This window comes from Bacillus multifaciens (genome assembly GCF_030756675.1).
Lineage (GTDB): Bacteria > Bacillota > Bacilli > Bacillales > Bacillaceae_G > Bacillus_A > Bacillus_A multifaciens.
On sequence record NZ_JAVBXD010000048.1, the window covers coordinates 1 to 21,217 of the forward strand.

A 21,217-nucleotide genomic window follows, 5' to 3' on the forward strand; every position below is an offset into this window, starting at 1 on the left:
CTTCAACTGACCCTTTCTGGTCAGATGAAGGGCTGTTTTTCTTATTTTTTATTGTTTCGTACAATTTTTTTATACATAGTTACAATAAAGGTCATCAGAGGTTGGGAAACCCAAAGGGTTTCCCAACACTCTGAGAGTCAGTGTATACACTGACTCTTTTGTATGTTATATAAATCTAAATTAAAAAACCGACATAAAACCATTCTTTTTCGGTGGACGAGAGCATCTGGCCAAGCATAGAAGCGGTCAGTGCCCTTTCCTGCCATATGCGCAGTGAAAACTAGAGATAGCAAACGAGTGAAGCTTCCTTTTTTCTGCATAGCAGCAATCTATATGTAGAAAAATTAAAATGAATGTATATAGCATATCATGTCGGAATTATACGAGAAAACACTAACGATTTTTATTGTACTACCTTTATGTATAGATTAATATTTTAAATATTAAAAATATTACGAATTTAGGGGGAGTACTGTGAAGAAAAAGATATCGCTTTTGTTATCAGGTGTTTTATTAGCGGGAATGATGGCAGGGTGTACGGGTAAAGGAAATGATAATTCATCTTCTACGAAAAATGAAGAAAGGACAAGTAAAGTAATTAAAATTGCTTCTGAATCACCTCTTTCAGGTGGATCGGCTGCGTTTGGAGAATCTATTAAGCTTGGAACGCAGCTTGCGGTAGAGAAACAAAAAGAAGAGTTTAAAAAACTAGGTTTTGAATTGCAATTTGTTCCACAAGATGATCAAGGTGACCCGAAAAAAGGGGTTGCTAATGCTCAGTCTGTCGCGGCTGATAAAGAAGTATTAGGCGTTGTCGGACATTTAATGTCAGGTGTATCAATTGCCGCTTCTGAAACATATGAGAAAGCAAATCTTGTTATGGTATCACCATCAAGTACGGCAGTTGAATTAACAGAACGTGGGTTAAAGACTGTTGCACGCCTTGTTGCAAGGGATGATTTCCAAGGTCCGGCGGCAGCGAAATATGCGCTTGAAACAATAAAGGCAAAAAATATTTTTGTAATTCAGGATAAAACGGCATACGGTACAGGGTTAGCTGACGCATTTAAAAAAGAAGCAGAAAAGCTAGGAGCAAAAATCGTCGGTTATGAAGGAATTACAGTTGGAGAGAAAGATTTTAGTGGGGTGTTAAACCAAGTTGTCGCGAAAAAGCCAGACCTTGTGTATTTTGGTGGTATGTATTCAGAAGATAACGTACCTATACATTGAAATAAAGATAGTATGAAACTATCTCAATTTATATCCAGTTATCTCAATTGCAGCTTTCTTCCATCTTCCATTTGCCTTGCTAATTTCTTTAAATTCTATACTGTCAAAAATACTTCGAATAGCATACATTTTTGTTTCGTCAGAAATGATATTCCAATTATAAATTAAGTTTTCAAGTGTTTCTTTTACAACCTCTACAGAAATGGTTTCTTCTTCTTCTGAGAGAAGGGTGTACAATTCTTTTTCTTTCTCATTTATAATGTCTATTCTTTCTTTCATTTCATCACGATCTATAACATTATCGAGATATAAATTTTTTACTCTTTCTTTCTTTTTTGTTAAATTATCTAATTCTTTTTTTATTGAATTAATGTCTATCTTATCGGAAATATTAATTTCTATGTTGTCTAATGTTAGATTAAGAGTTTTTAAAAATGCTGTTTCCAGTGTTTCTAGGCTGACGTTATAACCATTACAAAATCCTTGTGCTTTTTTAGCGCACTTGTAATACTTATATTTTTTACCTTTAATCATGTATGTAACCGCTGATAGTCTTTGACCACAGTTAGGACAAACAAAAATTCCGGAAAAATAATTATATTCACCATATCGTGGTTTTGGCGCGTTAGTTTTTCTATTTTCAAATATCTTTTGACATTCATCAAACATTTCTTTAGATATTATTGGTTTAAAACCTTTTGCATTGAACTTTGATATAACAACTTCTTTAGAATCATTACCTTTAACTCCATAACGTTTATAACCACAGTAAATAGGATTAGTTAAGATGCGTTTCACAGCTTCTTTATGCCATTTGTGACCACTTCTCGTCTTGTAACCTTTCTCATTTAATTTTAAAGATACAGCTAAAAAACCATTTGAAAGAGCTAGTTCAAACATTTCTTTGATAATCACACTTTCATCTTCATTAACGATGATACTATCATTAGTTTTAATATAACCGAACGGAATTACTCCACCATTAAATAAACCGAGTTCAGCACGCTTGTACATGTTCTCTGTAACTCTCTCAGCTGTTTGCTCACGTTCCCATTGTGCGAGTGTACCAATCATATTAATCATCATACGACCTGTTGCAGTTGTTGTATCTAATGCCTCACTTGAACTCTTAAACTTAACGTGATATTTTTCAAAATCCTCAATCATATCGTTAAGATCTCGTACCGAACGACATAGACGATCTAATTTATAAACGAGTATTACATCGAATCGTTTTTCTTTCATATCAGTTAATAATCGCTGGAGCTCTGGGCGATTCATGTCTTTAGCACTGTAACCATCATCCATGTAATCACCAACAATATCCCAACCTTGCGATTGTGCATATGCTTCTAATCGCATCTTTTGAGCTTCTAAAGAGAATCCTTTTTCAGCTTGCATATCAGTTGAAACCCGTCTATAAATAGCACATTTCATTATTTATCCATCCCTTCAATCCAATCTTTTGGAGTATCTATATATCCGTCAATTTCATATTTTATTTCACCATTCTCTTCATAAATGCTAGTGACAATTGGTATTTTTATCATATCTTTTTGTTTTTTTCTTCTATAATCATCTAAGTTAACAATCATTATTATTCTCCTTTAACTTCTCAAAAAGAACTTATGTTCTTTTTGAAATTAAAAAAATTTACATAGAGAAAAAATTAAATAAATCTCTCCATTTGTTTAGGGATCCCATAATACTGTAATAATTCTTGTTTTGTTTGAATGTAGTAATCGTGATGACTTCCATCGGTAAGAAATCTTGTTGCAAAATAATTCGCTTCGGCTTCTATACGGATTTCAGAACAAAGAGATATCAAAGATAATTTAGGTGTATTTTCGTCTGGATGAAAAATAACGTGTCCTAATTCATGAAAACAGGTAAAAACCTGATTTGGATATGAAAGTTGTTCATTAATATGTATGAAAGGGATACGAGATACTTTGTGGTAGTATCCAAAAATATCCCCCAAATCTTCGGTGATAACGACAATTCCTTTTTCTTCAGCTATAAGAAATGGATCTCTGGTATTATATCGTCTAAGTAGTTCGTCTATTTTTAAATTGATTTGCTGTTTTGAAACCAATTAGATCCACTCCAATCAATCTTCGCTTCTGTATTTCTTAGGTGTAAATTTCTTTTTAGCCATTTCTTTTCCTAACCTAAGAGAATTTTCTAAAGAAATTATTAATAAGCGTTTCGTTTCTTCTGACATTGGCTCAGATCCTTTTGAGAATGCAAGAGCATCAGCGTTGCTCATATCTTCTATTAATTCTTCTAATTTCTTTTGAATGTCTTTTTCATCTTTTTCGGTAAGTTCCCAATATTTCTTTTTAGTTCTTCCTAATAAATAATCAGTAGAAACATTAAAATAGTCAGCTACTTTTTGGAGTGTGTCAGATGAAGGGGTTTGTTTTTTCCATCTATATAAACTATTTTTCCCCATCTCTAACTCTCGTTCTAATTCAGAAATCGAAATTTTTTGTTCTTCGGCTAATTTTTTTACTATATCAAATGTAGTCATATCAACCATCCTCAGGCAAATGAACAAAAAATCTATCGTTTTGTGTAGAATAAAGTTGACTTCTATTCTTCTCGATAGTAAACTATGTTCATGAGCTATTTATTTAGCTTTTCAAAACACTACAAAACAAAGCCAATAGACCACGTTCCCCAACGTTCAAAGGCTATTAATGTATGTTTATTTAGCTATGTCTTTATTCTATCTTTCGCGATAGATAATGTCAACGAAAAGCTAAAAAATTAGCTAAAAAAATAAAAATAGGAGTTAAACGTATGGATAACACGTTCGGTAAAAAGGTTAAAACATGGCTGATTATCAATGATATGAAGCAAAAGGAATTAGCAGAAATGCTAGGAATTTCAAACCCTTATCTATCAGATATTCTTTTAGGGAAAAGGAATGGTAAGAAAGTAAAAGAAAAAATTATCAAGATTTTAGAAACTAAGGAGGCTTCATAATGAATCAATTAACAGTGGTAAACGAAGTAGAACAACATGTTTTAGTTTTTGAAAGTAACGGTGAGGTAGTAACTGACAGCTTAACAGTAGCTGAAATGTTTGGTAAAGAGCATAAACATGTTGTACGTGATATAGAAGTACAGTTAGAAAAATTAAAAGAAGCTGGAGAGCTAACTTGGGGTGAGTCCAACTTTGGGCAGACCCAATACCAACATTTTCAAAACAAACAGTGGTATAAAAAATATCTCTTAACAGAAGATGCATTTGCGGTTGTCGCTATGTCTTATGTAACTCCAGAAGCGATGAAGATGAAAATAAAGTTCTTGCAAGAGTTCAAACGTATGAAAGAGTACATTCAAAATCAACCTAAAATACCTAACGATCCATTTGGACAAATTGAGCTTCTTGCAGCAGGTACAAGTAATTTAAATAAACGAGTTTCTACACTTGAAATTGTCGTTGAAAAGCAATTAACAATTGATTATGGACAACAACGGGTTATCGATAAGGCTAAATCAAAGCGAATTTATTACTTATGGGAAAACGGTCACATCAATAGTGAAGTACATGATTCAACTAGAAAATTATTTGGTTTACTCGGTCGTAACTTAAAGGATGCATTCAATGTAAATAGCTATCGTGACATCTTAAAGAAAGATTTCAACGAAGCGTTAAACTTCATTAACGGTTGGAGACCGATGGTTTAGGGGGAGTAATCTTGAAAATTGTATTAAACGCAGAACAAACAAAAAGATTTTGCGCACCAATAATTAAAGAGATATTGGCGAATCCAACTAAATTTAAAAAGTTAGCAGCTGAGCGCAAGGAGGCTGAACACAATGAATCTATCAATCAACTACAACAACGTAAAAGTAGCTGATTACCTTAAGCTATTGGCCCATTATAAACTACCAAGCAAGAAGCAGCGCCGTCTTATTGAAAATCGATTCGTGTGCATAAATGCTCTTATCAAAAATAGTGGTGAACAACATGGCAATTGAAAACCTTGTTCTACCGGAAGATGCGGAGTTAGCAAAGTCATTGCGCAACGAGAAAGAGAACTACATAAAGAATCAGTTCTTGCTATCTCGTATCGCAAGTCAGAAAAACGCAGAAGGTCAAACGAAAGAGTTCTATGAAGCTTGTAAAGAGTATGAAGAGTGGGGGAACAAAGCGAAAGAATGTGATGAGCAACTGGCAAAGCTTTTCTTTAAGAAGAAGGAACGTGATCGCGTTGAAATGGTTGCTAATCGAATGCGTGAAGTAAATATTCCGACCCACATTATTGAGTATGTGTTAAATGCATAAAAAAGACCCCTGTTGCAGCAGGAGTCATTTGTAAAAATATTTTCGCAGTCAGTATATCACATGAGGTGATTACATGAAAGAGTCATTTGAAAATCAAATGTTAAAAAAACAAGTAGAAATCGCAGTAAACAACTTGAAACGTATGTCTAGCAAAGAAACAGACAAGTCCAAAAAGCTAGATATCGATTATGTTATTACCGTATTAACAGATAAACCATACGGCAGTATGCCATTTTAGGAGGATATTAAACTATGAAATCACGTCGTAAAAAGCAGTTAGCTCGTTTACAAAAGAAGCAGGAAATCACATTGCAGCAGGCTTGGGATAGAGTGTGTGAGGAGTTAGAAACTCGCTCTGAAGTAGTTTGGTTTGTACAGAAACATGTACATGGTGATTTTGAGTATGGTTGGAATATAAGTAGTGCCCATAACCGTGTATTAGTAACACAATCAGGAGGTAAAAACTAATGAAACTTTATGAGCTTACAAGTAATTTCAATACGTTGCAACAAATGATTGAGGACGGCGCGGATCAAGAAGCAATTAATGATACATTGCAAGCGATTGACGAAGTAATTGACGAAAAAGTTCAAGGTGCAGCGTTATTAATTAAAAACATTGATGCGCAGGCGGAAGCTATCAAGGTGGAAGAAAAACGTTTAGCTGACCGTCGTAAGGCCTTCGAAAACAATGTGAAAAACATTAAAGATTACTTGTATGAGCAAATGATCGCTGTGGGTAAAAGACGTGTTAAGGGGGCACTGATAACAGTAGGCATTCAGAAGAATCCAGCAAGTTTAGAGATTGCGGCTGATGCGGTTATCCCACCGGAGTACACAATTCCACAGGAACCAAAAGTTGATAAAAGAGCATTACTTGCAGCGGTTAAAGATGGAATGCAATGGCATGGTATCACGTTAAAACAAGGTGAGAGCGTGAGAATTCGATGAGTGAACAAAGAAATTATTTTGCAGAATTGGCGTCCATTGATGTCAGTAAGCATGTTGAAAAGAAAGGGCGTTTCAGTTATTTAAGTTGGTCATGGGCGGTAGATCAACTATTAAAAAAATGTCCTGATGCAACTTGGCAAGTTGTTAGATTTGATGGATTGCCTTATATGAAAACAGAGGTTGGTTATTTTGTCGAAGTTGAAGTGACAGTCAATAATATCACTCGTTCACAGATACATCCGGTATTAGATAACTACAATAAACCAATAGCAAAGCCTACATCATTTCAAATCAATACATCTATTCAGAGATGTCTAGCGAAGGCGATTGCATTACACGGGTTAGGATTATATATCTATTCTGGTGAAGATATTCCACGGGATGATGAACCGAAACAACCTAACAAGCAACAAAGTACTGTTCCAGAACAAGAGCAACAGCGACAGGCCCAAGTTGCTAATGAGCAACGAATACAAGCGATTCATGCACAAATTAGAGAATTGTCCGAGGTGTACGGTATGCTGTTTGAAGAGACGAAAGCAACTGTAAAACAGTCATTAGGAATCCAAACATTCAAAGGAATTACAGTACAGCAAGCATCAAATGTTCAAAGGACAATTACATCATGGTTGAATGATGCAAAAGCAAATCAGCAAAAATCACAACAGGCAGGTGGTTGATATGGAAACTGTGGTAAGAGATGGTTCTGTACCAATAGCACTAAACAGAAGTTTCAACACAAGATACATGCGTGATGAGAGGTTATCTGAATTAATCAAGCGTTGCCGGAGCTTAGAGGATGAGGGATTTGATTATCATTTCCCTATTCGAAAAGTATTAGAAGCCATTAGCCATAAAAAAGATGAGAATCCTCATTTATTCAAAGGTTGCATTGCGCTAGAACGTGACCGAGGCTTCTACTATGAAGTTGTTATGAAGAAGGTGAATTAAATGGCGAAATATAGACATGTGCAAACTTCTTTCTGGTCAGATCCAAAAGTTTCTGAGGAAATGACACCAGAAGATAAATTCTTTTATTTATACTTATTGACCAATGAACACACTCATCAAATAGGTGTTTATCGGATTACAAGAAAGCAAATTGCCTTTGAATTAGGTTATTCAATAGAAAGTATAAAAGCCTTGTTGGATAGATTCATTAAACATCATAAATTAGTGATTTATAATGAAAAAACTAGAGAGATTTGCATCTTGAATTGGGGGAAATACAACCTTAAAAAAGGTGGTAAACCTATTGAGGATTGTATAAAAAAAGAACTGGAAGTGATAGAAGATTTATCACTCGTGCAAAAGGTTTTGGAAAGAACAGAGAACGAAGAGTTAGCTTATAAAATCAGTATTTATGCGGGTTTTGACGATACGTCAACGATACGTCCCACGATACGTGGACAAAAAGAAAATAAAAAAGAAAAAGAAAATAAAAATAAAAATAAAAAGAATACTTCTCGTCACAAGTATGAAACTTGCGACATGAATGCAGCCAAGTATCTCTTTGAAAAAATTAAAGAAAATAACCATAAACAAAAAGAACCATCATCTTTTGATTCTTGGGCAAATAACGTTCGTTTGATGAGGGAACGAGATAATAGAACCCTACAAGAAATAAAGGACGTTATTGACTGGTGTCAAAACGATAGCTTTTGGAAATCGAATATATTGTCAACGGCAAAGCTACGACAACAGTTTGATCAGCTGTATATGAAAATGAATGAGTCAGGTGGTAATAATGGAAAAACTCGGGGACGTAATGCAGCGCCTAATGAAACGAGCGGAAGCTATGCACAAGAAAACACTAGAAGAGGAATCCAACCAGCCGATAATAGAGGATTCGCAAAGTCAGTCGGTTGATTGTGAAAAGTGCGGAGACAGAGGTTACACATTTGAAAAGCAGCCGTCTGAGTTTTTGAAAGGTAAATATGTAGACGTTGCTATTGAGTGCGAATGCTTGGAACATAAAAGCTTAATGGCCCGTTTTAAAAACGCAATGATCCCGTTAGAGTTTGAGAACGCTCGGTTTGATAACTATGTAAGAGAAACAGCAGTACAAAAAATATTGTACAACTCGATGATTGAATATTTGAAAATTTTTAATGATATACGTGATTCAAAGATAAATAGTATTGGATTTATTGCTGAGGTGGGAGAAACGAAATTGAAAAGTTTGCCCCCGGGAGAACGTAACAAGATGCGGCAAGCGAATAACTCATATGGCTTAGGTAAGACACATTTGCAAGTAGCTGGTGCTAAATATGCATTAAATCATTTTAAGGTCATAGACAAGCATACAGGGCGTTTGCGTGGTATCAGAGTGTTATGTGTCCAAGATGTAAATATCATGGCTGAAATTCAAAATGCATCGTTCTTAAATGACAACAAGAAGCGGCTGAATGAAATACTTCATGATTTATGTACATGCGACATTCTTGTGTGGGATGACATAGCGAAATCCAAGTACAGCGAGTTCAAAGAGGACATGTACTATAAGATTATTAATGAGCGGTATTTGCGGAATCTACCAATCTGGTACACCAGTAATGAAGATTTAGACACATTAGAGGACAAAATTGGATTCGCGGCCGCTGATCGGTTATTCGGAATGAGTAAGAATTATTTATATCAAGTTAAAGGTGCAAGTTATAGAACGGCATGAGGTGAAATAAATGAGCATTACTGTGATAAACCAAAACGTTCACGTAACAAGAGTTAGTAGTTGGGGAATGGTATTTACACCATCCCCTTCACAAAAGGCACGTACACGTGAGGATTACGTGAATACGACAGGTAAATGGATTGAGGAACAATTGAAAAAAATAGAAGGTGTGAAAGTTGATTGAGCAACTATCTATTTTTGAAGTAGATGAAACAAAATTGAAACTCTATGAAGCGTTAGAAGTGCATGGTTTGCATTACACAATTCAAAATTATTATTTGCACTACGACTATAAAGGATTAGTTAAATACTATTATATTCGAGCGACAGATAACACGATTATCGATTTATGTTTATCTGAATTCCCGGAGGTTTTTGCGGTACATGAGGGTTTCAGAGATAACCAAATTAGAAGGATATTTAAAGGGAATTTGTGAGGAGGAAAACAGATGAATCTATTACACAATGAAAAATATGGAGTAGCTTTACAGTTAGCTAAAAAGTTTGTTGGGGTGTCAGCAGGAAGAATGACATTAATGTTTGTACATCATGCAGCAGATGGGACGATGATTGCAACAGATAGTAGACGCCTTTGTCGTATTAAGAATATACATGGATTTGATAAAGATTATTTAGTGAATCCTCATACATTTGAAGTTGCAACAGGTGATTATCCAAAAGTTGAGGGGATAGTACCAACTTTCGAAAAAGCGACTATTTCTTTAAACGAGAAACAAATCAAGTTGTGGTTACAAATCCACAAGTCACTTAATCAAATCTCTAAAGCTATAAAAGTGCGGAATAAAAGCGCAACGTTACGCATGAATAGTGATGGATTTGAAATTGAATTAGATGGAACAGAAGTGAAAATGAAAGCACCGTGTGAATCATATAATCCACAAAAGGTAGAGTACGTAGCTTACTCAATTGAATATATGCGTGATGCATTAGAAATGCATTGTAAATTAGGTACGAAAGCACTGTTTATCCAAATAGAAAGCAGCTTTAAACCTATATTACTAACAGACAATATAAGGTTAGAAACAATTATTTTACCGATTAGAAGATACTGAGAAATAAATTATTGATACAGAAATATGAAAGGAGAAAAATAATGATTAAGTTACATGTGATTATGCCAGAAGAAAAGAAACAAACATTTGATATTAGTGAACTGTTTGAAATGCAAAAGGAATTGGACAAGCGGATTGGGTATAAAGGAAACGACAAATTAGATATGCTATTCCGTGCATTGATTGTGGAGATCAGTGAGGCATGGAATGAAACACGAGCCTTTAAAATGTGGAGTACTGGTTTTGGTATTCCGAAGCAAGGACTACTGGAAGAACTCATTGATGGATTACACTTTCTTATGAACATCGCAATTGAGCTAGATAAGGGGACAGTTCGTCGTAAACTTGTTGAATCTCTTAGTATGCAGTCTGTGTTAAGAAAAGATGTGACTAATGTCAATATGCTATTTGAATGGTATTTACAAGACATATTAGCGGCAAAGCACGCGTGGTGTCAGTATCGTGATTTAACTACAACAGTAGGGCATTTACGTCGAGCATTCAGTGTTTTCTTCCGTTTATGTTACCTGTACGGGTACAAGTATGAGGATATTGTGAGGTCCTATAAAGAAAAGAATGCTGAGAACTTCGAAAGACAGGATAGCGGTTATTAAAAAGTAAGATAGAAGGTGACGACAGTGAAGGCGGTATGTATAAATGCTGATACTTCTACAGAGTTGAGATTAGAACAAGAATATTTCATCTTTCCGGCTAAACCGAATCACTACTATGTCAGTCGATTTGATAATGTGAATGCACATTTCGGTTCCTATCAAGCTGAAAGGTTCCACGTTGTAGAAGAAGAGGAGTGGCCCAAAGAACCACAGATGGATATTCTTAAGCTAGATCAAGATAAGTTCTATCATGCTCAACTTATTTGGCGACAACGCGGTTTTAAAAACAAATCCTTGAAGGAATACGTTATTAAACCGAAAAGGACGCATTGCCTCTTTTGGCACGATGAGGAGAGGAAAAGGTTTTGTGGTTGTTTTCCATTGCATTGGTTTAAAAATTTTGTTCCAGTCATTGAAAAGGAAAAACCTGAAAAAGTGGAAGAGCAACCAATTGAATTGTTGGAAAAAGTCGATGGGCAGCTGGCATTCTTTTAAAATGCTTTGCACTTTGAAGGTTGCATAAATTTTCTGGTGATTAAGCCAATAATACTATAAAAAAGAAGCCCCGGGGTATGCGGGACTTCTTAAGGCGATTAGTCAAGTAATGGCGTATTTAACTAAGGATATTTAACATGAATTTTTGAAAAAAAAGAAATCAGTAAATGTAGTTTTAATTGTAGGAATACATCGTTAAACACACTATATCTATAATGTATTTGGTGACATATTCCTACATAAAGCTTTGGCGTCTAAACTGTCCATCCTGGTCCCCGACATAATGCCAAAGCACTTAAAACTACAGTGAAATGAAATAGCATAGACATCAACTCCGTTAATTTTAATTTGCTTTTCATAAAGTTACACACTTTAGAAATGGAGTAAGACAGTAGCCCAGCGTAAAAAATTCCAGGAAACCATCCCTTGCTACTCATCCAGATAGCTAAATCGGTCAGGGGTGTTTGATTCGAACAAACAACAGTTAATAGTATAGTCATATTGAAATATTACTATTTCTGATAAATATTGTCAAAGGAGAAGAGGCTGAAGGAAACAAGATAAGAGAAATAAAGTTAAAAAAATTAAATAATTTTTTTTAGAATGGAGATTTAAGAATGGGAAAAAGTCAACGAGACAAAGGTGCAAGACGTGAAAGAGAATTTGCTAGTTTAATAGGCGGTGCTCGTGTACCACTTTCTGGTGCGGTAGAAGGGTATTCTAATGATGTGAAGGGATTAGGTCTTGAATGGGAAGTAAAGGCGAGAAAAGACGGATTCAAGACATTATACAATTGGTTGGAAGATGAACGGGAGCAGCCCGACGCATTGGCAATCAAAGCGGATAGAAAGCCGTGGTTGGTTGTTTTACCACTGGACACATTTTTGAAGCTGGTGGAGGAGGAATAGTTATGTTAGATATCGACTTGCCAGAACTTAATAGAGAAGAAACAAAGAAGAATGTTCTTAAAGCTTTGAAAAAATATCGTCTGTTTTTATCAAACATAGATGAAAAGACTATCGAGCGTGTATATAACGAAGAAACGGATGGTATAAGTGAAAAAATAATTAAACGAGTTTCTTATATTGTTGATATACGAAAAGGTGTAAATAAGCTGAATTTATATGATAAACAACTTATTGAGTTGGCTTATTTAGGGAAGGAGAAACATAGCTGGGTGAAAATGTGTAGGGAATTGAATATGTCACAACCCGATTATTATAGGAAGAGGAATAAGGCTTTGTATGAGTTGGCATATAAATTGGGGATTGAGGTAGAAGAATAAAAATCACTAAGTTTAACGGTTTTTGGGACGTTGATTCTTTATATTGAAATTATACGATTTATTTGTTAAAATTTTACTTCGTTATAATATTATGGATGAGAGGTTTTTCTGAATGAAGAAAGTATATCTAAGTACAGGCGTTTTAATTCTACTAATAGTATTAATGAATACGTTTATGACTACTATAGTAGAAAAGATAGGAGTAGCTACTATATATATTGCTATAATAATATTTTATATGTTGTATGCTTTAAGTTTTATAATAATTGCTTATACAGCAAAATGGATAACTACAGTTGGAATTGGAGGTATTTTTAGAAAGAAGGAAAAAAATTTAACGTTAGATCAGTGGACTAGTAATACAAAATATTTGGATAACCATCTAAAACTTTTAATAGGATGTATGAAAGTTACAGGTGATATTATTGATAATATGGGAGTTCTAAAGAACAGAATAGGATATTATTTTCAAAATGATGTATACAAAATGAAAAGATTCAAGGCATATTTGAATGTAGTAGAAAGAGATAGTACACCTGTGGTAATTCAAACATTTATAATTGCTGTATTCTCATCGGCATTTGCTAGTTCTCTAGCTACAGGAAATATTAAGTATATTATAGGGTTTTTTATACCGATAACAAATGAGAGTAATGGAGTTAAAATATCTGGTGAATTTTACTATGTTTCAGGTACTATGTTTTTATTGATGCTTATTATGATTATGATTTCATTTCTAATAAGTTATACAGATAGAACTAGAATAAGAATTATTCAAGAGGTAATCGATATATATATTGATGAATTAGATGGAAAATATAAAAGTAAAAGTATTGAGGACTAAATATAGTTTGTATGATTAGTAGCCACCTTTTTAGGTGGTTTTTTATTTAATTAATATTGGAAGATAAATGAATATTATGGTATAACAGATGTTGGTAGAAATGTTTTTAGGAGGATATTATGAAGACGGTATTTCCAGAGTTTTATAAGTATACTGAGGAAGAGTTTAAAAATATATTCAGTGATTGTTACTTTATCATTGATACAAATGTCCTATTAAATTTATATAGGTATTCAGAATCTACTAAAAATGAATTGATAGGAATTTTAGAAAAGGTTAAAAAACAATTATGGATGCCGTATCAAGTAGGATTAGAGTTTCATTTTAATAGAGAAGCTGTAATTCTAGAACAAAAGCTGGCATATGATAATATTTGCAATGCTATAGGTTCTAAGACAACAGAATTTACTTCTCAATTAAAAAAAGATTTTAATAAAAAGCATCCTAAAATAGATATCAATCGTATTACAGAGCGAATGGTAAACTGTTTTAACGAACTAATTGACGATGTAAAGAAGCATGAAGATGAACATCCTAATTTGTTAATAAACGACACCATTTTAGATTCATTAAGTGAATTATATGAAAATAAAGTAGGTGAACCTTACCCTAAAGAAAAGTTAGAAGAAATTTACGAAAATGGAGAGGAACGTTACAAGAGAAAATTTCCTCCTGGATTTGAAGATGAAGCAGAAAAAAAAGATGCGGCTAAAGAATATAATGGTATAGTTTACAAAGATAAATTTGGAGATCTGATTGTTTGGTTTCAGATGATTGATAAAGCTAAAAAGGAAAATAAACCTATAATTTTTGTTACTGATGATGTAAAAAAAGATTGGTGGAAAATCGAAAAGGGCAGAACTATAGGTCCACGTATTGAATTATTAAATGAATTTAAGAAAGAGGCTAACGTACCTTTTTATATGTATAAAACAGAGCGCTTTATGAGCCATATAAAAGAGTATTTAAAAGAACAGGTAAACGAAGAGGCAATAAAAGAAATGGAGGATTTAAGACAATCTGATATAGATGATGAACCCCGAAATCACCAAATTATAAAAGAAATTATGCCGGGGTTTGCTGAAAAATTAAATGGAAAATACGAGGAGCTTTTCAGCAATTATATTAATGCCGTCGAAAATAGAAAATTTTTAATCGCTCAAATTAACGAGTTAGAAGAGAAGATTGATGTTCTTTTAGAAGAAAATAATGATAGATTAAAGGGTTCGAAAAATGTAAAACCTCTTTTGAATAAAGTAGATTATATACTTGCGAAATCGGCGGTAGATAAAAATAAAGGTACTTACGATCTTTTGATGAATTATAAAGATAAGCTAGCAGTTATATATGAGGAATTAACTGGATTTTTAATGCAAGCTAACGGATAAATATTTGGAAAGAAAACCATTTCAATAAGTAAATGGTTTTCTTTTTCTTTTTTTGATAAAAAGCAGATAAAAAGTTGATAAAAAATATTAGTAGTGTACTTGTATTATAGAAAGTGTCATAGCGCTACGGAAATAGCGATTATGTTCGTTTACGATGATTTCTGAAATACAGTATTAGGGCAATTAATTATAGTTTACTCACGAATAAACGTAAGTTAGGGTCTTAATACAACGAGGGAGAGGGTCTTACCTCTCTTTGAGCCGAGGAATCCTTCCAAATTGACCACACGTAATTATTTCTGATCAGAAAACACGATCCTCGGTTCAAAGAGGTGTGGGGTACACTAATGGACTCATTAGTTGTTAAGAGAGTAGTATAAAAAACAAAAAGTAAAATCTCTTTTATAAATATAGGGAGATTTTACTTTTTGTATAATTAACGATAGGACTTATTTAATAAACGGTAAGATAAAGTTAATAAAGTCATCGTATTTCTCTTGAGTGGCTTTATAGTCACCACTAATTTCCTCACTTCCTTTTTGGTGAATTTTGATGTTGGCTGTTTCTAGAGAAAATTCTAAATTAGCGATAACGGTACCATTATCTAGAATCTTTACAATCTGTAAGGATTCTATCGATTTTTTATTTTGTAATACAGGTAAGTTCAACCAATATAGGTTATTTGTTGAGATACATTTATATCCTTTGTCTCTAATTGTAATTTCTGCGTATTTTTTGTCATTATCATATTTGCTGTTGCGGAATTTTATTCCAAAAATATCTCCTAAATCACTAGTGTTTATAGTAGTTGAAATAATTGACAATACGCTATTTGATATATGTTGTTCTGGTGAAATTTCAGCATCTGGTGGTGAAAATTTATTGCATACTAAATTAGTGAAGCGATCGATTTCATCGGTAAACGTGTATAGTTTTTCTTGAGCTAGATCTCTTTTATCTTTAAGTAAATGCTCTTCTAGTTCAAAGAGGCTCTTTCTGAAATTATCGAATGTCTTATAATGAATTTCTGGTTGAAAGGAATCAAGAAAGTTTAGAGTGTTACTTATTCTACCAGACATGGTGCTGAATTCTTCGGATTCATTAACTATATTGTCTACGTCGCGTAAACGAATGTGTAGAAGGGCTCTTCTAAAATCTACCTCTATAAAAGTAGGGAAGACGATTTCTTTGGTATCTGAGTTTTTTGATCGAACTTTAATTCGTTTACTGTCTAATAAAAGTAGACGTAAAGATTCTATCACTCCATTATCTTCTTCTTTTCTATAACCACAAATAACAAAATCATCTGAGTGATTTTTGTCCACGTTACTGAGAATTTTACGATTTTGAGGAATTTTCCAAGAACTAAATAAATCTTTAGCGTCCTTTAAATCGCATGTACTATCTTCTAATTTGAATAAATACGAATTAAAAAGGGAATCTTCTAACAGTAGGAATAATAAATCATCTAGATCAGATTCATCAATTTCTTTTTGTTGTAGACCAGTAACCAAGGTTTTAGCAACAAGATATCGAGGTTCATCATCTGGATTCTCATTCTTAACTTCTTGATATAAGTTGTTAAAATCATGGAATTTTTTGATGTAGTTGTGCAATTTTTCTACTGTATGTCCCTTTTTTAAATAAGGGTAGAACAATAATAACTTTTCGAGTAATGATTCGTACTGTTTTTCCATAATGTAATCCTTTCTCTTGGAGGTATTGATAAAAATGAAATGTGAAGTTCGTACAAATATTCGTTTTTTAGGAGAATTTCTGTTAAATGAGTTTTTGGAAACAGATAGTTTATTAGGCTGTGGTAGTCTGATAAATGTAAATCAGAAATGTTATTGTGTTAGCAATGTATTAATACGTAAGGACGGCACAATTGTGTTAGAAGTTCATTAACCACCTCCTATAGCAGAATATCTCCTAGAAAAGAATATTCGACAAGAAAATCCAATTTCCTTTAATAATATACAAAAAAGTTAAAAATTAGGTAGTTATTTAATAGATAGAAAGGGGGCGGTGATATGTAATGAAACTAACTCTTAAACAACAAGCGTTTTGTGATTACTACATTGAAACAGGAAATGCAACAGAAGCCGCTAGAAAGGCTGGATACAGTCAAAAAACGGCTAAAGAGATGGGAAATGAAAACCTATCTAAACCTCACTTAAAAGCCTATATAGAGGAACGGATGTCTCAAAAGGAAGAGGAACGCGTAGCTTCACAAGACGAGATACTTGAGTTTCTCACAAAGGTTATGCGTGGTGAGACTACTGAACAGGTACCAGTTGGACAAGGTGAGGGTTACTTTGAACTGCAAGACAAGGATACTTATGTGAAAGACCGTGTAAAGGCTGCGGAACTACTTGGGAAACGTCATATGATGTGGACTGAAAAGAAAGAAGTCGAAATAACAGTGCCAACATTTGTTGATGATGTGCCGATTGATGCCGATGAATAAAGCACCTTTGAATGTACAGCCGAATATTAACTTTCTTGAAGTCATCGGCAAAGGCTACAACCGTTACTGGCATTGTAAAAATTTCTATCGAGTCTGTAAGGGTTCACGTGGTTCAAAGAAGTCTAAAACAACTGTAATAAACCTTACAAAAAGGCTTATGCAATATCCTTGGGCCAATATACTGGTTGTTCGTCGATTCTCTAATACATTGAAGCAATCGTGCTATACGGATTTCAAATGGGCCATTAATCATCTGAAGGTAAAAAGTTTATTCAAGTTCAATGAGTCTATGCCAGAGATAACTTACAAACCAACTGGACAAAAGATTCTATTTCGCGGTCTTGATGATCCGTTAAAAATCACGTCTATTACGGTGGATGTAGGCAATTTATGTTGGGCATGGTTTGAGGAAGCTTACGAAATAGAGGACCAGCACAAGTTTGAAACAGTTGTTGAATCTATTCGTGGTTCTTATGATTCACCAGACTTCTTCAAGCAGATCACCGTGACGTTTAATCCATGGAGTGAAAACCACTGGCTCAAAGCATATTTCTTTGATGAAGAAACACAGGCTTATGACACGTTTGCAATTACAACAACCTATAAGTGCAATGAATGGTTAGATGCACAGGATAGAGCGCGGTATGAAAGTTTATATACAAAAAACCCAAGACGTGCTCGCATTGTATGTGACGGTGAATGGGGAGTAGCTGACGGTCTTGTATATGAGAATTTCCAAGTTCGTGACTTCGATATCGATGAGATAAGACAAAGGAAGGATATACAAAGCGCCTTCGGTCTTGACTTTGGTTATACGAATGACCCAACGGCCTTATGTTGCTCATTAGTAGATTTAAGGAATGAAACAATTTACGTATTTGATGAGCACTACGAGAAAGGCATGAGCAATAAACGGATTGCACAAATGATTAAGGATAAGGGTTATGCGAAAGAGCGTATTACAGCTGATTCAGCAGAGCCGAAAAGTATTGATGAAATTAAATCCCTTGATATTAGAAGAATTGAAGGAGCTCGCAAAGGTAAAGACTCCATTAACAACGGTATTCAGTATATTCATGGATTTAAGATTGTTATTCACCCGTCTTGTGTTGAGTTTATTAAAGAGATTAATAACTACATTTATGCAACTGACAACAAGACAGGTAAAAGGCTCAATACACCAATCGATGACTTTAACCACTTAATGGATGCATGGCGTTACTCAATCGAGAGATTCTTGAAGAAAGGCGGCAAGCTGAAATCAATCGATAAGTCTTCACTTGGATTATAGGAGGAAAACAGATGAGTTATTGGGAAAAGGTGTTGTTACTTTCAGAAAAGACGATGGAAAACCCATATGTTTTAGATAAAGTTATCATTTCACTTGGTAGCATAAACGGCTCTTTCAATGAAGTTGTTGAGTTTTTTATTAAGAAACCAGATGTAATGAGAGAGTTATTAGAAACTATGAAGCTATCATTTGAAACAAAACAATGATTTATGAGAAAGGGGTGATACATTGCTTACATTCGAACAGGCAAGATTGCTATACACCCGTTTTAAGACAGAAGAAAAGGCGTTCAAGCGATTGCAAAAGCTTCATGACTATTATGTTGGTGAACATGAAATCGTGAATAAGAAAGAACGTAAGAGCAATAAAACATACCGTATTGTGCATAACTTCGCTAAATACATCACTACTATTTCCACGGGTTACTTCCTCGGTTCCCCTGTATCCTATGTTTATTCAAAAGAACAATTCCAAAAGGCATTGGACATTCTTGAAGATAACGACGAAGAGACAGTCAACTACGACAACGCTGTTAACTGTTCTATCTATGGAGTAGCGTATGAACTACAATACTTCGACGAACAAGGAGAATATAACTTTGTTGATCTAGACCCTCGAAATGTAATTGTTATTGATGATGGAATGGTAAAGCCAAACATCACTGATGCAATTATCTTCTCTGAATCTCTTTTAAAAGATAACGAGTATAAAGTGCGTATGGATGTATACGACAGTACAGAGCGTGCTACATACGAGTTTATTCACAAGACAGCTGAAAAGACTGATGCTGACATTCCTTATGAATTAATGGAACAAGTATCACATGGATTTAATAAAGTACCACTTATTAAGTATAGGAACAACAAATTTGAGTTAGGTGATTGGGAAGATTGTGTAGCACTAATGGATGCGTATAACAATGCTGTATCGGGCAATGTTGAAGATTTAGCAGACTTCACGGATGCATTTTTGAAGCTGATTAATATGCCAGATACCGAACGAAAAGACGTTCAACAAGCAAAAGAGGACAAAGTGCTTATGTTAGATGAGGACGGAGATGCTGACTGGCTCATTAAGAATGTGAATGACACCTTTGCTCAAAATGTAAAAAAAGGTTTGAAAGACGATATTCACAAGTTCTCATTCGTTCCAGATATGAGTGACGAGTCATTCGGTAGTAACCTTTCTGGGGTAGCGATTAAGTATAAGCTGTTAGCTTTGGAACAGGTCAGAGGACAAAAGGCTCGCATGTTCCGTAAGGCTCTTACAGATCGTTTGGATTTCATTAATAAGTATGTAGGTATGACGAATAGCGATTTATTCGACCACAGGGATATAAAGATTCAATTCAATCCGAATTTACCGCCTAACTTGTTGGAAGAAGCTGAACTTGTCGCTAAATTACAGAGTATCTTACCGCAAGAGGTTCTTCTAAGCCTTCTATCATTTGTTCAAGACGTGAAACAAGTCATGGAAATGAAGAAGGAAGAGGATGAAGAGAAGTTTGCAGCATACGATTTTAGTCAGCCGGGGCAAGAGGCACAACAAACAGATGAAGTAGCTGATACAAATGCCGACAATTGAGGAGTATTGGGTCAATAGGGCTGAACAACTAGAAGAGAATTGGCACAAAGAAGCCAAGAAAATAGAAAAGCGATTAAAAGCATCATATTTGCGTGCTTACCGTGAAGTGAATAAAGAGATTAGGCTTTATCTTACAAAGAAAGGCTTCGATTATAACAAACTTAACGAGGTTTTGAGTAAAGCTGAACGTGAAATACGTAAAAAGGGATTAACTGACTATCTCGACTATTTGAGTGAGGTAGATTCAGCTATAAAAGATTCAATTGAACAAGAAATCAAGCAACATATCAACCTAGCGAAAGTTACTCGGTTAGATGCAATCTCTTCCGAAATGCTTATGAAACTATCAGACCAAGCGATACAGGATGAAAAAGCTATCCGCGAACAAATGACTACTATTTACACTGAAACGTTGTTACAGAGCAAATACGAGTTTCTGAAGCTAGGTATCGAAACTCCTGTTTATGTACTGAATGAAAAGATGATTAAAGAGATTCTCTCTTATCCATGGAGTGGAGAGAACTTCTCTAACCGTATTTGGAACAACAAAAAGAAACTGTTACAAGTGCTACGAGAAGAATTGACACAAGGCGTTATCCAAGGGCTTCATGCTGATGAGGTATCCGAACGATTAGCCAAAAAGATGAATGTAGAAATGGGTCACGCTATTACGCTTGTACACACTGAGTCATCGTATTTCTATAACCGTGCTACATTAGATAGTTTTGGTGAGGCTGAGATTGAACAGTACAAGCTACATGTAACATTTGACCATCGTACATCACCTAAATGTCGTTCATTAGACACAGGGAAGGTATACAACCGAGATGATGCGAGTGTCGGTGTTAACTATCCGCCATTGCACCCAAGATGTCGTACATTGCCGATACCGTATTTTGAGGGTATTAGCGGCCCGAAATATCGTTGGGTAAGAGATAGTGCTGGTAAGAGTGTAAAAGTGAATGAACCAGAAATGACTTATACCGAATATAAGAAGCAATTCTTGAAATAGTAAACGTCGTA

At 34.6% G+C, this 21,217-nt stretch carries 31 protein-coding genes and 1 pseudogene; 27 read left to right on the forward strand and 5 right to left on the reverse strand.

Annotation, left to right across the window (positions count from 1 at the left end):
• Positions 1–522: 522 nt before the first annotated feature.
• Positions 523–1,224: pseudogene (locus Q9306_RS21520) on the forward strand (branched-chain amino acid ABC transporter substrate-binding protein); the annotation flags it as partial.
• Positions 1,225–1,248: 24 nt separating this feature from the next.
• On the opposite strand, the gene Q9306_RS21525 reads toward Q9306_RS21520, so the two are convergent.
• The 4 genes from Q9306_RS21525 to Q9306_RS21540 form a co-directional block, all read right to left on the reverse strand.
• Entirely contained in the window at positions 1,249–2,667 is a 1,419-nt protein-coding gene (locus Q9306_RS21525; protein WP_306202198.1) for a recombinase family protein, read from the reverse strand.
• Positions 2,667–2,825, reverse strand: a complete 159-nt coding sequence (locus tag Q9306_RS21530; protein WP_306202200.1) for a hypothetical protein — start codon at positions 2,823–2,825, stop codon at positions 2,667–2,669. Before Q9306_RS21530 ends, Q9306_RS21525 begins: the two co-directional genes overlap by 1 nt.
• Before the next feature lie 74 nt (positions 2,826–2,899).
• Positions 2,900–3,325 carry an ImmA/IrrE family metallo-endopeptidase gene (locus Q9306_RS21535; RefSeq protein WP_306202202.1) on the reverse strand — a complete coding sequence of 142 codons (426 nt, stop codon included), beginning with the start codon at positions 3,323–3,325 and terminating at the stop codon, positions 2,900–2,902.
• Between the two features lie 15 nt (positions 3,326–3,340).
• A complete protein-coding gene (locus Q9306_RS21540) occupies positions 3,341–3,763 on the reverse strand; it encodes a helix-turn-helix domain-containing protein (protein WP_306202204.1) in 423 nt (140 codons plus the stop codon).
• Positions 3,764–4,035: 272 nt separating this feature from the next.
• On the opposite strand from Q9306_RS21540, the gene Q9306_RS21545 reads away from it, so the two are divergent.
• The 20 genes from Q9306_RS21545 (at position 4,036) to Q9306_RS21640 (ending at position 14,849) form a co-directional block, all read left to right on the forward strand.
• Positions 4,036–4,221 (forward strand): helix-turn-helix transcriptional regulator, encoded by a 186-nt coding sequence (locus Q9306_RS21545; RefSeq protein ID WP_306202206.1) that lies wholly within the window; start codon positions 4,036–4,038, stop codon positions 4,219–4,221.
• Positions 4,221–4,928, forward strand: coding sequence for a Rha family transcriptional regulator (locus Q9306_RS21550; protein ID WP_306202208.1), 708 nt, complete (start codon positions 4,221–4,223; stop codon positions 4,926–4,928). The genes Q9306_RS21545 and Q9306_RS21550 overlap by 1 nt, the downstream gene beginning before the upstream one ends.
• 11 nt (positions 4,929–4,939) lie before the next feature.
• Positions 4,940–5,101, forward strand: coding sequence for a hypothetical protein (locus Q9306_RS21555; RefSeq protein WP_306202281.1), 162 nt, complete (start codon positions 4,940–4,942; stop codon positions 5,099–5,101).
• A gap of 110 nt (positions 5,102–5,211) precedes the next feature.
• The gene (locus Q9306_RS21560; RefSeq protein WP_306202210.1) at positions 5,212–5,529 is read left to right on the forward strand and encodes a hypothetical protein; all 318 of its coding nucleotides are present in this window, start codon (positions 5,212–5,214) and stop codon (positions 5,527–5,529) included.
• A gap of 73 nt (positions 5,530–5,602) precedes the next feature.
• Positions 5,603–5,767 (forward strand): hypothetical protein, encoded by a 165-nt coding sequence (locus Q9306_RS21565; protein ID WP_306202212.1) that lies wholly within the window; start codon positions 5,603–5,605, stop codon positions 5,765–5,767.
• A 14-nt stretch (positions 5,768–5,781) separates the two neighbouring features.
• Positions 5,782–5,997, forward strand: coding sequence for a hypothetical protein (locus Q9306_RS21570; protein ID WP_306202214.1), 216 nt, complete (start codon positions 5,782–5,784; stop codon positions 5,995–5,997).
• Positions 5,997–6,479: a siphovirus Gp157 family protein gene (locus tag Q9306_RS21575; RefSeq protein WP_306202216.1), complete on the forward strand. Its 483-nt coding sequence runs from the start codon at positions 5,997–5,999 to the stop codon at positions 6,477–6,479. Before Q9306_RS21570 ends, Q9306_RS21575 begins: the two co-directional genes overlap by 1 nt.
• Complete coding sequence (locus tag Q9306_RS21580; protein ID WP_306202218.1) at positions 6,476–7,159, forward strand: DUF1071 domain-containing protein; 684 nt, start codon at positions 6,476–6,478, stop codon at positions 7,157–7,159. Before Q9306_RS21575 ends, Q9306_RS21580 begins: the two co-directional genes overlap by 4 nt.
• 1 nt (position 7,160) lies before the next feature.
• Complete coding sequence (locus Q9306_RS21585) at positions 7,161–7,430, forward strand: hypothetical protein (RefSeq protein WP_306202220.1); 270 nt, start codon at positions 7,161–7,163, stop codon at positions 7,428–7,430.
• Complete coding sequence (locus tag Q9306_RS21590; RefSeq protein WP_306202222.1) at positions 7,431–8,348, forward strand: hypothetical protein; 918 nt, start codon at positions 7,431–7,433, stop codon at positions 8,346–8,348. It abuts the gene before it with no gap.
• A 115-nt stretch (positions 8,349–8,463) separates the two neighbouring features.
• The gene (locus Q9306_RS21595) at positions 8,464–9,150 is read left to right on the forward strand and encodes a P-loop NTPase family protein (protein ID WP_306202280.1); all 687 of its coding nucleotides are present in this window, start codon (positions 8,464–8,466) and stop codon (positions 9,148–9,150) included.
• Between the two features lie 10 nt (positions 9,151–9,160).
• The gene (locus tag Q9306_RS21600; protein WP_306202224.1) at positions 9,161–9,334 is read left to right on the forward strand and encodes a hypothetical protein; all 174 of its coding nucleotides are present in this window, start codon (positions 9,161–9,163) and stop codon (positions 9,332–9,334) included.
• A complete protein-coding gene (locus tag Q9306_RS21605; protein ID WP_306202226.1) occupies positions 9,327–9,587 on the forward strand; it encodes a hypothetical protein in 261 nt (86 codons plus the stop codon). Before Q9306_RS21600 ends, Q9306_RS21605 begins: the two co-directional genes overlap by 8 nt.
• 12 nt (positions 9,588–9,599) lie before the next feature.
• A complete protein-coding gene (locus Q9306_RS21610) occupies positions 9,600–10,223 on the forward strand; it encodes a beta clamp domain-containing protein (RefSeq protein WP_306202228.1) in 624 nt (207 codons plus the stop codon).
• A gap of 41 nt (positions 10,224–10,264) precedes the next feature.
• Positions 10,265–10,837 (forward strand): dUTP diphosphatase, encoded by a 573-nt coding sequence (locus tag Q9306_RS21615; RefSeq protein WP_306202229.1) that lies wholly within the window; start codon positions 10,265–10,267, stop codon positions 10,835–10,837.
• A gap of 24 nt (positions 10,838–10,861) precedes the next feature.
• The gene (locus Q9306_RS21620) at positions 10,862–11,332 is read left to right on the forward strand and encodes a hypothetical protein (protein WP_306202231.1); all 471 of its coding nucleotides are present in this window, start codon (positions 10,862–10,864) and stop codon (positions 11,330–11,332) included.
• Positions 11,333–11,949: 617 nt separating this feature from the next.
• Positions 11,950–12,240 carry a hypothetical protein gene (locus tag Q9306_RS21625; RefSeq protein ID WP_306202234.1) on the forward strand — a complete coding sequence of 97 codons (291 nt, stop codon included), beginning with the start codon at positions 11,950–11,952 and terminating at the stop codon, positions 12,238–12,240.
• 2 nt (positions 12,241–12,242) lie between these two features.
• Entirely contained in the window at positions 12,243–12,617 is a 375-nt protein-coding gene (locus Q9306_RS21630; protein ID WP_306202237.1) for an ArpU family phage packaging/lysis transcriptional regulator, read from the forward strand.
• Positions 12,618–12,729: 112 nt separating this feature from the next.
• Positions 12,730–13,461: a hypothetical protein gene (locus tag Q9306_RS21635; RefSeq protein WP_306202238.1), complete on the forward strand. Its 732-nt coding sequence runs from the start codon at positions 12,730–12,732 to the stop codon at positions 13,459–13,461.
• 119 nt (positions 13,462–13,580) lie between these two features.
• On the forward strand, positions 13,581–14,849 hold the full coding sequence (locus Q9306_RS21640) for a PIN-like domain-containing protein (RefSeq protein ID WP_306202240.1): 1,269 nt from the start codon (positions 13,581–13,583) through the stop codon (positions 14,847–14,849).
• 449 nt (positions 14,850–15,298) lie between these two features.
• Here the strand turns inward: Q9306_RS21640 and Q9306_RS21645 are convergent, their stop codons facing one another.
• Entirely contained in the window at positions 15,299–16,546 is a 1,248-nt protein-coding gene (locus Q9306_RS21645) for a hypothetical protein (RefSeq protein ID WP_306202242.1), read from the reverse strand.
• 34 nt (positions 16,547–16,580) lie between these two features.
• Here Q9306_RS21645 and Q9306_RS21650 point away from each other — a divergent pair, with 34 nt between their 5' ends.
• The 6 genes from Q9306_RS21650 (at position 16,581) to Q9306_RS21675 (ending at position 21,206) form a co-directional block, all read left to right on the forward strand.
• Positions 16,581–16,757, forward strand: coding sequence for a hypothetical protein (locus Q9306_RS21650; RefSeq protein WP_306202244.1), 177 nt, complete (start codon positions 16,581–16,583; stop codon positions 16,755–16,757).
• Positions 16,758–16,887: 130 nt separating this feature from the next.
• Entirely contained in the window at positions 16,888–17,319 is a 432-nt protein-coding gene (locus Q9306_RS21655; protein WP_306202246.1) for a terminase small subunit, read from the forward strand.
• Positions 17,306–18,610, forward strand: a complete 1,305-nt coding sequence (locus Q9306_RS21660) for a PBSX family phage terminase large subunit (protein WP_306202247.1) — start codon at positions 17,306–17,308, stop codon at positions 18,608–18,610. Before Q9306_RS21655 ends, Q9306_RS21660 begins: the two co-directional genes overlap by 14 nt.
• 11 nt (positions 18,611–18,621) lie before the next feature.
• On the forward strand, positions 18,622–18,816 hold the full coding sequence (locus Q9306_RS21665; protein WP_306202249.1) for a hypothetical protein: 195 nt from the start codon (positions 18,622–18,624) through the stop codon (positions 18,814–18,816).
• 22 nt (positions 18,817–18,838) lie between these two features.
• Positions 18,839–20,194 (forward strand): phage portal protein, encoded by a 1,356-nt coding sequence (locus tag Q9306_RS21670; RefSeq protein WP_306202251.1) that lies wholly within the window; start codon positions 18,839–18,841, stop codon positions 20,192–20,194.
• Positions 20,181–21,206, forward strand: a complete 1,026-nt coding sequence (locus tag Q9306_RS21675) for a minor capsid protein (protein ID WP_306202253.1) — start codon at positions 20,181–20,183, stop codon at positions 21,204–21,206. The genes Q9306_RS21670 and Q9306_RS21675 overlap by 14 nt, the downstream gene beginning before the upstream one ends.
• Positions 21,207–21,217: the final 11 nt, after the last annotated feature.